This is a genomic window from Alcanivorax sp., from assembly GCF_017794965.1.
GTDB lineage: Bacteria > Pseudomonadota > Gammaproteobacteria > Pseudomonadales > Alcanivoracaceae > Alcanivorax.
The window spans coordinates 3,252,525-3,266,940 of the sequence record NZ_CP051240.1; the positions used below are offsets into that span (position 1 = coordinate 3,252,525).

A 14,416-nucleotide genomic window follows, 5' to 3' on the forward strand; every position below is an offset into this window, starting at 1 on the left:
GATTTTTAAAGGGTATTGCAGAGATGCGCGCCATCCACGGCGATGATGGCACCGCTCATGTAGGACGAGGCATCAGAGGCCAGCAGCAACAGCGGGCCCACCAGTTCATCGATCTGACCCAGACGACGGTACGGAATGCGCTTGAGCATTTTCTCCGCCTGCGGGCTGTTGAAGAAATCCTTGTTGATGTCGGTTTCCACGTAGCCCGGGCAAATGGCGTTGCAACGGATGTTGTAACGGGCACAGTCCAGCGCCAGGGATTTGGTCAGTTGTACCACCGCCGCCTTGGAGGCGGTGTACGGCGCCACTCGGCCACCCACACGCAGGCCAAGAATGGAGGCAATGTTGACGATGCTGCCGGGACGGTTGTCGCGCTTCCACTGCTGGATGGCGAACTTGGATACCGCCCACACGCCTTTCAGGTTGGTGTCGACCACGCGATCCCATTCTTCTTCAGGGATGTTCTCGGTGGGGCCTTCCTGGGAGATACCGGCGTTGTTCACCACCACATCCAGGGCAGGCATGTCGGCAAAGGCCGCTTCCACGCTGGCGTGATCGCTTACGTCCATGGGCACCACGATGGCTTCACGGCCCAGGGCACGCACGGCGTTGGCGGTGTCTTCCAGTTTTTCCACGCGGCGGGCGGCCAGCACCACATCCGCGCCTTCTTCGGCCAGCGCCTTGGCAAAGTGGGCGCCAAAGCCGCTTGAGGCACCGGTAATCAGAATACGCTTACCGGCAACACTGAATCGCTGAGTCATAAGGCTCTCCTTCTTGATGGGGAGAACCTAACCAGCAGAGGGCCGTTGAACAAGGACGAAAACGCTCAGGGCACTGATGTCAGCAGTAAGGACAAGGCATGGCGGGTATCGGGGGTGGCATCCGGCAGGGCCAGCGCTTGCCGGGCCGGCAGCCAGTCGATGGCCACCACTTCATCACTCAGGGACACCGCTTCCGGACACACCCGCACCGATGACAGCGCCCCCCACACCCGGTGATGGGGATTGGCAAACCAGAACCACTGCCAGCGGCGAAACTGGCGGCGCAACCCCAGTTCCTCATGCAGTTCACGGCTGAGTCCCTGGGCCACGGATTCGTCCGGGCGCATCACCCCACCGGCGGCCAGATCCCAGCCACCGGGATAGAAATGCTTGTCCGCCGCCCGCTGCTGCACACACACCCGCCCGGCCAGATCCTGCACCACCACGTAGGAGGCACGATGAATCAACCGGTCGCGCTGCATGCGGCCACGCTGGCAACTGCCACGGGGATGGTTATGCCGGGACACCAGCAGGACAGGTTCGTGATTGCTCATGGGGTGTTGTTATTCAGCAATGCGGATCGGCAACAGTAGCGGCATGGGAGGGGGAATACCAGATCGAAGCTCGAGACCTCACGTAGGAACGGTCTGTGCTCGTCAGGTCAGCCAGCAAGCGACCTTATCCGTAGGAACGTAGCGTAGCGGAGTAACGCACGCAGTGCGGCCCGAAGGGTGAGCGAAGCGAATAACTTGCCTGCAAGCGATCCGAGCCTCAGCGAGGTAATCAGTTTTGAGTAACGAGTGCGAGTCTCGAAAGGCAAGGAAGACAAAAGCCGCAAGCTACAAGCTACAACGCGGGGTATGACCTCATCATTTGCAACGCCGTGCCCGCGAAACCTATGGCGGGTGCGCGGGCCTGGCTTGGCAATTTTCCAAAAGCGCCCCCTGTAGGAGCCCAGCTCGCCTGGGCGAACAGCCATAGTAGCTATTGGCTTCTTTAGGTGAGCCAAATTGTTGGCCCTCCTACAGCCTTGCCCAGGCTCGGGATCGCCCAGACGAGCTGGGCTCCTACATAAGACAGGAGAAGTTACGGCTGGAAATAACTCGGCGGGTGGCCGGTCCATTTGCGGAAGGCGCGGGCGAAATTACTGGGGTCCGCATAGCCGAGACGGTTGGCCACCTGCTGCACGGTAATGTTGGCCTGCAGATAGCCCATGGCCTTGGTCATGCGCACCTCTTCCAGCAGTGAGCGGTAACTCACATCCAGTGCGTTGAGATAACGGCGCAGGGTACGGGAAGTCACATGGAAGTTGCTGGCCAGCTGCTCCAGGCTGGGCAGCATGCCTTCCGCCTGCATCAGACGGGCACGCACCCGGCTGGCCCAGTCCTGATCCGCTTCCAGCCGTTGCAGCTCTTCCTCGCATTTCTGCGCGGCCATCTGCCGGGAGGCCGGATCAGACAGGGTGAACGGCTCATTCAACAGCCGGGTCGGCAGACGCAGTGCCGCCACCTCGGCGCCAAACTCCACCGGCATGCCCAGCAGTTCACCGTAAAGCGGAGCATGCTCTGGCGCCGGATACGGCAGCTCCAGCACCGCGCCCTGGAAACGGTCGCCCAGCAAATAACGGATACCACCGACCACCGCCGCCACCACCACTTCCAGGTAGGTCTCGCGGATATCGCCCAGCGGCATGCTTTCGATCAGGCAGAAACGCACCCCGCTGCTCACCGGTTCGATACGCGGCACACACAGGCGGGTACGGGTACGGAAATAGCGTTCCAGCAGGCGCAGGGCATCGCCCAGGTCGGCACTGCTGATGGCCGCATAGCCCAGCAGGCCGTGGGCGGTCAGAGTCAGCTGCTGGCCCAGCTTCAGACCCAGCGCCGGATTACCGGTCATGTCACGCGCGCCCACCATCACCCGACGGAACTGCTCGAAACGCAGCGCCGGCTCCGGATTGTAGACATCTTCCTTGCTCAGACCGACACGGTTCAGCAGGCGAGAGGTATCAATACCCAACTCACCAATCAGCTCCACCAGATTACGGACATAGTTGACCGGGACCGGGGAGCGGCCTGTGCCAGGGTCCAGCTGTACGAAACGTTCGCGACTCATAACGTCATTATACGCCATATTTCACCCCTGTCCGAAAATGACCGATAACTGGCCAGCCCTGCACTTCGAACGGCTACAGCTGTTCACGAAAATGCGCGTCATCAGACCAGACTCGGCATCAACGCCAAGGACACAACATGAACACTGATACGCAAACCTACAGTCGCCAGTTCGGCGCCGATGACGCTCGCGCCATTCGTGATGCGGTCAAGAAGGACTTGGGCCCGGACGCCTTCCGCTCCCGCCCACGGCGTGCCCTGTGGTTTATTCCCATGACTGCCATCATCGTCGGCAGCATCGCCAGCATTCTGGCCTTTGATCTGCCCTGGTGGGGCAACCTGCTGCTTAGCCTGCTGGCGGGCCACACCCTGGCCTGCCAGGCGCTGCTGGCCCATGAAGTGCTGCACGGCGCCCTGGGCATGAGCCGTCGCATGCAGGATGTGCTCGGCTGGATGGGCTTTGGCCCGGCCATGGTGCCGCCAGAGTTCTGGCGTCGCTGGCACAACGTGGCGCACCACGCCCACACCAACCTGGGCGACAAGGACCCGGATTCCTTCGGCACCATGGCGCGCTATGAGAAGTACCCGCAGATGGCCAACTTCACCAAGCCGGCACCGGGCAGCGGCACCTGGTACAGCTTCCTGTTCCTGTTCTATTCCTTCATGTTCCACGCCCAGCTGGTGCTGTGGATGCAGACCCGCCGCCGCGACGAGTTCAAGGGCTTCAACCGCCGCAAGGCCATTACCCAGTCCATGCTCTGCGGCGCCGCCTGGATCGCCCTGGTCATCGCCTCCGGTCCGCTGGCCATCTTCACCGTGCTGATCCCGCTGATGATCCTCAACTTCATCGGCCAGAGCTACATTCTTACCAACCACATGCTGCGCCCACAGATGGACAACAACCACCCGGTGGACAACTCCATGAGCGTACGTGCCTGGCGCTGGATCGACCCGCTGCACTTCCACTTCAGCCACCACGTGGAGCACCACCTGTTCCCGAAAATGGGCTCCGACCAGGCCCCGAAAGTGCGCGCCTGGCTACAACGGGAAATGCCCGACCGCTACGTGTGCCCGAGCCACGTGAAGGCAGTAGCCATGCTCTACCAGACCCCACGGGTGTACAAGGATGCCAAAACCCTGATCGACCCACTCAACCCGGAACGCACCGTGGACGTGATGGAGCTGCAGGGGCAATTGGGATAGGGACGCCTGACGCCTGACGCCTGACGCCTGACGCCTGACGCCTGACGCCTGACGCCTGACGCCTGACGCCTGACGCCTGACGCCTGACGCCTGACGCCTGACGCCTGACGCCTGAAAAAAGGCCCGCCCGGTAAACCGGGCGGGCCTTTTTGCGTCGGTACAACCCTCGCTATACCCCGCCGTAGGAGCGAGCCTGCTCGCGATCCGAGCCTTGGCGAGGTATGGATTCCAGAGACGAGTTTCGAAGATCAAAAACTTGGGCCAGGCACGCGATTTGGGGTTTAGCCTTTCGAAACTCGCTTCTCGCAACTCGAAGCTATTACCTCGCTTAGGCTCGGATCGCTCAGGCGAGCTGAGCTCCTACGGATCATTCGGCAGGGCCATCAATGCCCTGTCGAAAACCGCCCTGTCACTCTCGCCAAACAACACAAAACGCACCGTACGGACATTGCTTAAACCAGTCGCAACCTCCGCCACGGTTTTCAGGGTAACGTCGGCAGCCTCTTCGATGGGATAACCAAATATACCGGTGGAAATCGCCGGAAACCCAATGGCAGCGATGCCGTTCCGGTCAGCCAGCAAAAGGGCGTCCCGATAACAGGATGCCAGCAACCCGGCCTCCGGCTTGTCCCGGCCATACACGGGCCCAAGACAATGAATCACATGGGCATTGGGCAGGTGATGACCACCGGAAATCACCGCCTGACCGGGCTTGATCGGCCCCAGCGGAAGGCATTCCGCCTCCAGCCCCGGCCCCGCAACCCGATGAATCGCCCCTGCCACCCCACCGCCCATACGCAACTCCGCATTGGCTGCATTCACAATGGCATCCAGGTCCGGCTGATTGGCGATATCACCCTGCACCGTTTCCACGGTGACCTTCCCGAATTGGCGTTGCGTCATGACAGCCTCCTTGTCTCTAATCCAATCTTCGCAACGAAGCCGCTGTAGGAGCCCAGCTTGCCTGGGCGATTCGAGCCTAAGCGAGGTAAGGATTCCAGAGACGAGTTTCGAAGATCAAAAAAACCTGGGCCAGGCAAGCGATTTGGGGGTTAGCCTTTCAAACTCGTTACTCGCAACTCGAAGCTATTACCTCGCTTAGGCTCGGATCGCGAGCAGGCTCGCTCCTACAGCGGCTTCGTAGAAGCAGCTTTAGATATTGGCGATCTCTTCCTCCGTCAGCGCCCGAAACGCCCCCGGCGCCAGACCCGCATCCAGCTCGATCTCACCGATCTGCTCCCGGTGCAGCCCGACCACCTTGTTGCCCCGGGCGGCCAGCATCCGTTTCACCTGATGGTAACGACCTTCGGTAATCGTCAGCAGCAGTTCGTGCTCACTCACCCGCTCCGCCTTCGCTGGCAGGGTGGGCTTGTCCTCACCACGCAACAGAATGCCGTCACGCAGCGCCTGAAGATCCTCATCACTGACCGGATCGGCACAGCTTACCCGGTAGCGTTTGCCACAGGCATGATTCGGCGAGGTCAGCCGATGTGACCAGTCGCCATCGCTGGTCAGCAGCACCAGCCCGGTGGTGTCCCGGTCCAGCCGCCCGGCCGGGTGCAGATCCCGGCGCAGCTCAACGGGAATCAGATCCACCACGGTGCGGTGCTCGCCGTCCTCGGTGGCACTCACCACCCCCGCCGGCTTGTGCAGCATCAGATAGCGATGGCCCGGCAATTGCACCCGTTCATCATGGAGCCAGACTGCCTGGCCTTCTGTCACCCGGGTATTGGCCTTGGGCCGCGCTTCGCCATCCACACGCACCGCGCCCTTGCCGATCAGTATTTTCACCTGCTTGCGGCTCAGCCCGGTGCCGTGAGCAAGAAAGAAATCCAGACGCATGACCATACTGATGCAGACCACTTCCACAGGCCGCCCCCGGCCATGCCAACGCGCCGGGAGGAGCAAAATTCGTCGATCAACTGACACCCGGTATCTGGAGTGCAGCCACTTCGCTGGTATCATACCCGCCTTTGCCATTCACCTCCGAACCCGAGCCGGATAACCGCCCCATGAGCAAACTCAATCCCCGCCAGCAGGAAGCCGTGCACTACGCCGATGGCCCCCTGCTGGTGCTGGCCGGGGCGGGCTCGGGCAAAACCAGCGTGATCACCCGCAAGATCGCCTGGCTGATCCTGGAGCGGGGCATGTCGGCCCGCCACATCGCCGCGGTGACCTTCACCAACAAGGCCGCCCGGGAGATGAAGGAACGGGTGCAGTCCCTGGTCAGCCGCGATCTGACCCGCGGCCTGATCGTGTCCACTTTCCACAATCTGGGCCTGCGCATCCTCAAGTCCGAACTCAAGGCCTGCGGCCTGCGCAGCGGCTTCTCCATTCTCGATGGCGCCGACAGCAAGGAAATCCTCAAGGAGATCCTCCGCCAGGGTGACTCGGAAAAAGATCTGGACGCGGTAGACGCCATCCACAAGCGCATCTCCGACTGGAAGAACGCACTGGTGCTGCCGGAAGAAGCGGTGAGCACCGCCGACTCCGACGAAACCCTGCGTGCCGCCATGGCCTACGGCGGCTACGACCGCATGCTGCGGGTCTGCAACGCGGTGGATTTCGACGACCTGATCCTGATGCCCGCGCGCATGTTCAACGAGCAGCCGCGCATTCTGGAAAAGTGGCGCAACCGCATCCAGTACCTGCTGGTGGATGAATACCAGGACACCAACGGCGCCCAGTACGAACTGGTCAAAATGCTCACCCTGCCGGAAGGCAAGTTCACCGTGGTAGGCGACGACGACCAGTCCATTTACGCCTGGCGTGGTGCCCGCCCGGAAAACCTGGCACAACTGCAGGAAGACTGGCCCACCCTGAAAGTGGTCAAGCTGGAACAGAATTACCGCTCCACCGGCCGCATCCTGAAAGCCGCCAATACCGTGATCGATAACAATCCACACGTATTCGAAAAAAGCTTGTGGTCCGATTTCGGTTACGGCGAACCGATTCGTTTTTCTGCCCTGCGCGATGAAGACGCGGAAACCGAATGGATTGCCAGCGACATTTTCCACCGCCGCCTGCAACAGGGCCTCAAGTGGAAGGACTTCGCCATTCTTTACCGCGGTAATTTCCAGTCACGCATTCTGGAAATGAAACTGCAGAGCCTGTCGATTCCCTACAAGGTCTCCGGCGGCACCAGCTTCTTCTCGCGCAGCGAGATCAAGGACCTGATGTGCTACCTGCGCCTGCTGGTGAACCCGGATGATGACAATGCGTTCCTGCGCATCATCAACACCCCGCGCCGGGAGATCGGCCCCACCACGTTGGAGAAACTGGCCACCTGGGCCATCAAGCGCGAGCAGGGCCTTTACCATGTCTGTGATGACTTCGCCCTTGGCGAAGTCATGGCACCCAAGTCCGCCGAGAAGCTACAAAAATTCAAGGCGTGGCTGGATGCCAAACGCGAGTTCTGCTTTGGCCAGAACAGCCTGCAGGCCGTGAACGAACTGATCAGCGATATCGATTACGAAGGCTGGCTGATGCAGAACGCCTCCAGCCCGCGTATCGGTGAAAAACGCATCGAGAATGTCTGGCAGCTGGTGCGCAGCATCGAGCGCATGCTGGAAAAACAGGAAGAAGAAGATGACGGCGCCAGCGATCTGGAATCCGTGATCAAGAAACTGGTATTGCTCGACATGCTCGAGCAACAGGAAGAAGACGACGATTCCGACCGCGTCCAGTTGATGACCTTGCACGCCTCAAAAGGGCTGGAGTTTCCCCATGTCTACATGATGGGCGTGGAAGAAGAACTGCTGCCCCACCGCACCAGCATCGAAGAAGACAACATCGTCGAAGAGCGCCGCCTGATGTACGTGGGCATCACCCGCGCCCGGGAAACCCTGGCCATGACCCAGGCCCTCACCCGTAAACAATACGGCGAACGCATCGACACCGCCGCCAGCCGCTTCCTGGATGAAATCCCCCAGGATGATATCGACTACCTCGGCATCGGCGTCATTAAAGACGAAGCCCAGGAAGACGCCGTCGCCGAAGCCAGCATCGCCAACCTCAGAGCCCTCTTGGACTAATCCCAACCGGTTTTTGTAGGAGTTCCCTTCCAGGGGACGAACCGAGCGCCAGCGAGGCGACCGAAGGGAGGTATTGTTCTCTTTCTAATAAAGACCTGTGCCAGCAGCATCGCAGTTCCTCGCTATCGCTCGGTTCGCACCCTAAACGGTGCTCCTACAGCGGCTTCGTAGAAATGCAAAACCACGGGAACTTTTCCGGGGCTTTCTATCAGATTCAAGCGTAGCTTGTAGCTTGTAGCTTGTAGCTTGTAGCTTGTAGCTTGTAGCTTGTAGCTTGTAGCTTGTAGCTTGTAGCTCGTAACTCGTAACTCGTAGCTCGTAGCTCACAGCTCAGCTTCGTTTTTGACTTTCCCTTTCAACTTTCAACTTTGAACTTTCAACTGCTTTTCACCCCGCCATCCACGCAATCACCACATACCGCAACAACTTCCCCACCGTCACCAACAACAAAAACCACAACAACCGCACCCGCAGAATCCCCGCCATCACCGTCAGCGAGTCCCCAATCACCGGCGCCCAGGCCAGACACAGCGACCACACCCCATACTTCCGAAAGCGCTTTTCCGCAGAGACGAACTCCGCTTCAGACATCTTCAGCCAACGCCGAATCACCGCCACCCCGGCCCAGTACCCCAACGCATAGTTCACCAGCGCCCCCAGCACATTACCCACCGTGGCCACCGTCACCAATGACGTCGGCGACAGCCCGTTGAGCAACAACGCCACCAACACCACCTCGGAACTCAACGGCAACACCGTGGCAGCCAGAAACGCCGCCATAAACAAACCGATATGACCCAGCTCGGTAAAATATTCCATTACACCTCATACTTTCCCGTTGTGAAAACCCGCCCCCTGGCGCCAACATCATGCACCAGCCTCATCAAACGCCCCACAATCACACGAAAACCACTGCAACATTTCCGTCACCCCCACCCAATACACCATGGATACACGGTTTTTTGTAACCGCCGCAATCCCGCACGGCATCAGCCTTTCAGCTATTTAACAAAGGGCCAATCCCGAGCAAAAACCACCACCCGGCACAGATTATGCAGCACCACTTTCAGGAAACAGATTGCCAGTTAGCACCGCGGTGCCGGTACATTGTTCCCTTGTGATGCGGAATCACCTTCTACGTCAGCCCCGCATCCGGCTGCTAAATTGGCAATGCGTACTGACTCTCAAGCTATCCCTTCTGAGTCAGCGCTATTGTGAACTCGCATTCTCGCAATACTGGAGTCGATTAACTTCACAGCGAGGTAATGATGCTTTTAGCAACGGATCTTGACGGGACTTTTCTGGGCGGCAACGAAGAAAGCCGCTCCAGACTCTATCAACTGATCTCCGCCCACCCGGATATCGACCTGGTTTTTGTCACCGGACGCGGTCTTGAATCCGTACTGCCGCTCCTGTCGGACCCCACCATCCCCACACCGCAATACATTATCTGTGATGTGGGCTGCACCATCGTGGATGGCGAAACCCTGCAGCCCGTACAACCGATCCAGGGTCACATCGACAACCTCTGGCCCGGCGAACATATCGTCGGCAACGCGGTAGAACAGGTGGCCGCGTCCCTGCAGCGTCAGGATGTACCCCAGGAACGTCGCTGCTCCTATTTTTGTGATGCCGATGAAGTTGATGCCGCCCTGGAAACCCTGGTGGAAGATCTCGGTTGCGACCTGCTCTATTCTGCAGATCGTTATCTTGATGTGCTTCCCAAAGGCATCAATAAAGGCAAGACGCTACTGAACCTGGTGAACCATCTGAATATCAGCATGGAAAAAGTGCTGGTAGCCGGCGACACACTCAACGACTTGTCCATGTACGAGCATGGTTTCAAAGGAGTCTGTGTGGGTGAATCCGAACCGGCCCTGCTGGAAGCCACCGAAAACAGCACCCGCGTCATGCACGCGCCATCACCGGGTTGCGGAGGCATCCTGGAAGCACTGGGTTACTTTGGTTTCCTTGGGCCCGCCGGTGTAGACACAGAAGTCCGCGACATTACCACCCCGGGCAAGGCCGATCTGGTGATCGTCTATCACCGCCTGCCCTACGAAGAATCCATTATCGACGGCAAGGTGGTGCGTCACCGCCCCAAATCCCCCAACGGCATCATCCCCACGCTGCTGAGTTTCTTTGATGACGCCAAGGCGGGCTCCTGGGTAGCCTGGTCCGCCCACGATGGCGACCCGGAAGATTTCCAGACCCACACCGAAGTGGATGCCGAACGCTTCCCCAATCTGGTGGCCGCCCGCGTGCCCCTGAACAAGGACGATATCGACATCTTCTACAAGCGCTTTTCCAAGGAAGCCTTCTGGCCCACCCTGCACACCTTCTGGGAACGGGCCAGCTTCAAGGAAGAGCACTGGGAAGTGTTCCTGAAGGTGAATAAAATGTTCGCCGAGCGTACCGCTGCCGAAGCCGCGGAGAACGCCACCGTGTGGATTCACGACTACAACCTGTGGATGGTACCGGCTTACCTGCGCGAACTGCGCCCGGACGTGACCATCGCCTTCTTCCACCACACCTACTTCCCGTCGGCAGATGTGTTCAACGTACTACCCTGGCGCCGGGAGATTGTCGGCAGCCTGCTGCAGTGCGATTACGTCGGCTTTCACATCCCCCGTCAGGCAGAAAACTTTGTCGACGTGGCCCGCGGCGTCACCCCGCTGAAAGTGGTGGAAAAAGTCGGCTGCGCGCCGCGCTTTCTCACCTACGGCTGCGCCGTCGGCCTGGATGAAATGACCAAGACCATCAAGGTGAATGATCGCTATATCGGGCTCGGCGCCCATCCGGTAGGCATCGACCTGAACCGCATCAAGACCGTGCTGGATGACAGGAAGTCCCAGGCACGCATGGCCGAACTGCGCGAGCAACTCAAGGACACCCGCCTGATCCTTTCCGTGGAACGCCTCGATTTCACCAAAGGCATTCTGGAAAAACTGGTGGCCTATGAACGCCTGCTGACAGAAAACCCGGAACTGATTGGCAAGGTCACGCTACTCACGGTCTGCGTCCCCGCCGCCAAGGAAATGCGCATCTACGACGAACTTCAGAACCAGATCGAGCAGACCGTAGGCCGCATCAACGGGCAGTTCGCCCGGGTCGGCTGGACCCCGGTGCAGTTCTTCTTCCGCGCCTTCCCGTTTGAAGAACTGGTGAGCTACTACGCCATGGCGGACGTCATGTGGATTACCCCGCTGCGCGATGGTCTCAACCTGGTGGCCAAGGAATACGTGGCCACCCAGGGCCTGACCCGGGGCTGCGGCGTACTGGTACTTTCAGAATTTACTGGCGCCGCTGCCGAACTGCGTGGCGCCATCCTCACAAACCCTCACAACCCCATGGAGCTGGCCGACACCTGCTACCTGGCCCTGTCCATGAGCAGCACAGATGCCCGGGCAAGATTAGATGAGGCCTTCAGTGCAGTTCAGCACTACGACATTGATTACTGGGCGAATGACTTCCTGGACAACGTTGACCAGTTCAGCCGAAAGCCGAAGAAGAAGGTGAAGCTGGTGGGGGCGGATAGTCAGGTGGCCTGATGGGATATTGAGAGACTGAAGGCGTTATAAGCCCGGCTTAGCCGGGCTTTTAACGCTGCGGACACGCGCTTGTCGCGTGCTCTTCCTTGTTATGACCCGTACCGCATATCACAGGCCCATTGAACTGATGTAATCCCAGAAACATTGCTTTCATTTGACCACCCCTCAGCCTGGTCATTTATATCGCCCAAAATCGTCCAACCTCTACCGAGTGTTTGCCCTGCCGCAATAACCTCTACTATGTGGTCATTCCAGGTCGTGGCACGGCCTGCGGCTACTAGGGATATAACGTAGCCGCCTTTGTGATATGGATCGATCGTATGATCCACAACATTCAGGAAGAAGCTATTTCTTAGCTTTGAAAGTACTACGCCAGCATTTTTCTCATTCTTAGCGTCGCACCAAAATTTCCAGTGAGATTTCATGGCTTCTCAGTCATAACGCCGCGCTCTGCGGCAAATTTGGAGCGCAGCGGAAAATTTGTCCGACAGCAGCGCCTTGTTATATGGTGCCATCATAGGCACTCCCATCCGCTTACCAGTCCTGCCTCATCAAATTCGACGAGCAATTCCTTCGATGATAGAGCTCTTCGCCTAGCTTCTCTCGATATAGAATCGAAATCATTAGAAGTCCTAAATGCGCGAACACTATTTCCTCTATACTCTTTCCATTTACTATCAACAAATTTAATAGTTCTAAATTCTATATCGTTGGCGCTTAGCTTTACGCCATTCCTAACAAAGTCGTCATCATTTTCTAGTAGCTTATGAATTGCTTTTGAGAGCAAGGCATCAAATGTTATCGCTATAGCGAACGCCTCTTTCACAAATTGCTTAATATCTGTCGGTGGTGTATCTGCTCCGGCAACATGTGCCGCTTTGTGCCTTCTCAACGAGGCACTCTTAAATATCTCAGCCAACGATAACGTTGCAGTCAATCCTAGATCAGATGAAATTTTTGACATTTGACGCCACGGGTCTTCAACATTAAAAGATTTCAGAATATCTCCTATTACGGCATTGCTTATATTGGCTTGAGAGTGAGCAAATGTATGGCTAGACAATTCATAGTTTGGAGTTGCTGTGGACGAAATTTTAAGAGCATGATCTTGAATATAAGAAGGCTTATCGTCCTTATCCAGCAGGCCCAACTGGTAATTCAATGCTGAAAGCACCTCGTACGTTGCTGCTCTTTGTAATTTCTCTGGCAACTCGACAAATGCGATTTTACATCTGCTGACTTCTTCCATGGCTTCTGAAGATCGTTTTTTAATAAAATCCTCTAACGATGCAAAGCTCACTACCGCTAGTCCGTTTCTGAGCATTCTCGCAATTGAGTTATGCTCTCTCTCAGTTAATGCTCTGTTCTGAACAGCATCCGTTTCAATTGAAGAATCAAGGCACCTGATACGCTCAATAAAGTCTGTTTTTGCTGAAGGCATATCAAACCTCAACAGATTCAAGCATATCTTTTAGCTTTGATACTCTATTTCTAATGGCTAGTGTGTCACCTGTAGCTTGTGTCACAGCTTTATGAAAATCAGGATCATTTTCATATAAATCTCTAGTTGCAGATAGGACGACATCTTGCGCACCTTCCAACTCCTGAACTCTAGCCGGATCTAAAAGAGAAACGGCTACCATTTGTGCATCAAAAAGTGGGGTGATAAGTTGTTCTCTCCAGCCATTATTCAATGGTTTTTGAAAAGAAAAATCTCCCCATATCTTCTGGCAGCCTTCTATCGAGTACTGAAAAAGCTCCCGCAGCTCATTGACTTCTTTATCCTGGTTCTCTGCCATAAAGTCATCCATTGCCACAGATATTTTTTTACCAAAATTCTCCCAGCGACTATGAATTGTAAAAAACCTTAAAACCAGTTCTAGGTCATCCATACTTCTATATGCAGCTGATTTATTAGAAGTTATCTTTAGCTTCGATTTTAAAAAATCATTTTCAGATAGCTCAAAAAGCAAGTCATTTAATGGGCCTGCGAACGCAACATTTCTAATCTCTTGAGCTTTCAACTTCTCCCCACCAGTATTAAGCCTCAAGAAAACTTCATATTTCAATTCTGGATCAGATTGTTTGAGTAACGTTATTACACGCATGAATGGCCTAATAGAAAGAGCTCTCTTTAATTGAGTAGGCAGCTGCTCAAATGTAAAACCGTTTAGCTCAGGAACTTCTTTCAAGTCCTTTAATTTGAATTTTCCAGATAGAAAGTCATAAATGGCTGTTATTCTTTGCTTTCCATCGATAACCGTATACGTGCCATATTCATCTTCGGAGAGATAAACAGGTGGAACGGGTATATTTAGAAGAAAAGACTCAATTAACGCAGACTGCTTCTCGACATGCCAACGATCCCTTCTTTGATAATGGGGTGTTATATCTATTGACTCAAACTTAACCATCTCCGCTATTGCCGAAAGTGAGAAATCAGACTGTTGGGTAACGAGGCTTTCCTGTGCTCTGGCAAATTTATCTAGTATTTCTTTCATTTCATATCCAAATTTTCAATCTGACTTGTTGGTATCAACTTAAATCATATAACAGCGTATTAATTAGAACGTTCCGTATAACTCGGTTCTATATAACTCTGGAACCTCCGTACATACTCCCCGATAAAAAGCCTGCCATAACAAAGGCTTGAGACGCTATAGCCAATCTCCTACACGGAGTTATAAGGAACCTTCCTTATAACTCCTGACTCCTGGTCACTTATTGGCTCCATTCTTTTCTATTGTATATCA

At 56.1% G+C, this 14,416-nt stretch carries 12 protein-coding genes; 3 read left to right on the top strand and 9 right to left on the bottom strand.

Annotated features, from left to right (window positions below):
• Positions 1-5: 5 nt before the first annotated feature.
• The 3 genes from HF945_RS14230 to HF945_RS14240 all read right to left on the bottom strand — a co-directional run bounded on the left by HF945_RS14230 (position 6) and on the right by HF945_RS14240 (position 2,894).
• Positions 6-761 (bottom strand): SDR family oxidoreductase, encoded by a 756-nt coding sequence (locus HF945_RS14230; protein ID WP_290523226.1) that lies wholly within the window; start codon positions 759-761, stop codon positions 6-8.
• Between the two features lie 65 nt (positions 762-826).
• On the bottom strand, positions 827-1,315 hold the full coding sequence (locus HF945_RS14235; RefSeq protein WP_290523227.1) for an NUDIX domain-containing protein: 489 nt from the start codon (positions 1,313-1,315) through the stop codon (positions 827-829).
• Positions 1,316-1,847: 532 nt separating this feature from the next.
• Positions 1,848-2,894, bottom strand: a complete 1,047-nt coding sequence (locus tag HF945_RS14240) for an AraC family transcriptional regulator (RefSeq protein WP_290523228.1) — start codon at positions 2,892-2,894, stop codon at positions 1,848-1,850.
• Between the two features lie 119 nt (positions 2,895-3,013).
• Here HF945_RS14240 and HF945_RS14245 point away from each other — a divergent pair, with 119 nt between their 5' ends.
• A complete protein-coding gene (locus tag HF945_RS14245; RefSeq protein ID WP_290523229.1) occupies positions 3,014-4,078 on the top strand; it encodes an acyl-CoA desaturase in 1,065 nt (354 codons plus the stop codon).
• A 360-nt stretch (positions 4,079-4,438) separates the two neighbouring features.
• Here the strand turns inward: HF945_RS14245 and HF945_RS14250 are convergent, their stop codons facing one another.
• Complete coding sequence (locus tag HF945_RS14250; protein ID WP_290523230.1) at positions 4,439-4,981, bottom strand: macro domain-containing protein; 543 nt, start codon at positions 4,979-4,981, stop codon at positions 4,439-4,441.
• Positions 4,982-5,230: 249 nt separating this feature from the next.
• Positions 5,231-5,920: a pseudouridine synthase gene (locus HF945_RS14255; protein ID WP_290525426.1), complete on the bottom strand. Its 690-nt coding sequence runs from the start codon at positions 5,918-5,920 to the stop codon at positions 5,231-5,233.
• 170 nt (positions 5,921-6,090) lie between these two features.
• On the opposite strand from HF945_RS14255, the gene rep reads away from it, so the two are divergent.
• Positions 6,091-8,112 (top strand): DNA helicase Rep, encoded by a 2,022-nt coding sequence (rep, locus tag HF945_RS14260; RefSeq protein WP_290523231.1) that lies wholly within the window; start codon positions 6,091-6,093, stop codon positions 8,110-8,112.
• Positions 8,113-8,499: 387 nt separating this feature from the next.
• On the opposite strand, the gene HF945_RS14265 is transcribed toward rep, so the two are convergent.
• Positions 8,500-8,931, bottom strand: a complete 432-nt coding sequence (locus tag HF945_RS14265; protein ID WP_290523232.1) for a YqaA family protein — start codon at positions 8,929-8,931, stop codon at positions 8,500-8,502.
• A gap of 446 nt (positions 8,932-9,377) precedes the next feature.
• Between HF945_RS14265 and ggpS the strand changes: the two genes are divergently transcribed.
• Positions 9,378-11,663 carry a glucosylglycerol-phosphate synthase gene (ggpS, locus tag HF945_RS14270; RefSeq protein WP_290523233.1) on the top strand — a complete coding sequence of 762 codons (2,286 nt, stop codon included), beginning with the start codon at positions 9,378-9,380 and terminating at the stop codon, positions 11,661-11,663.
• Positions 11,664-11,752: 89 nt separating this feature from the next.
• Here ggpS and HF945_RS14275 read toward each other — a convergent pair whose 3' ends face one another.
• The 3 genes from HF945_RS14275 to HF945_RS14285 form a co-directional block, all read right to left on the bottom strand.
• Complete coding sequence (locus tag HF945_RS14275; protein WP_290523234.1) at positions 11,753-12,088, bottom strand: hypothetical protein; 336 nt, start codon at positions 12,086-12,088, stop codon at positions 11,753-11,755.
• An 89-nt stretch (positions 12,089-12,177) separates the two neighbouring features.
• Positions 12,178-13,104: a HEPN domain-containing protein gene (locus tag HF945_RS14280; RefSeq protein ID WP_290523235.1), complete on the bottom strand. Its 927-nt coding sequence runs from the start codon at positions 13,102-13,104 to the stop codon at positions 12,178-12,180.
• A gap of 1 nt (position 13,105) precedes the next feature.
• A complete protein-coding gene (locus HF945_RS14285) occupies positions 13,106-14,164 on the bottom strand; it encodes a DUF262 domain-containing protein (protein WP_290523236.1) in 1,059 nt (352 codons plus the stop codon).
• Between the last annotated feature and the right edge of the window lie 252 nt (positions 14,165-14,416).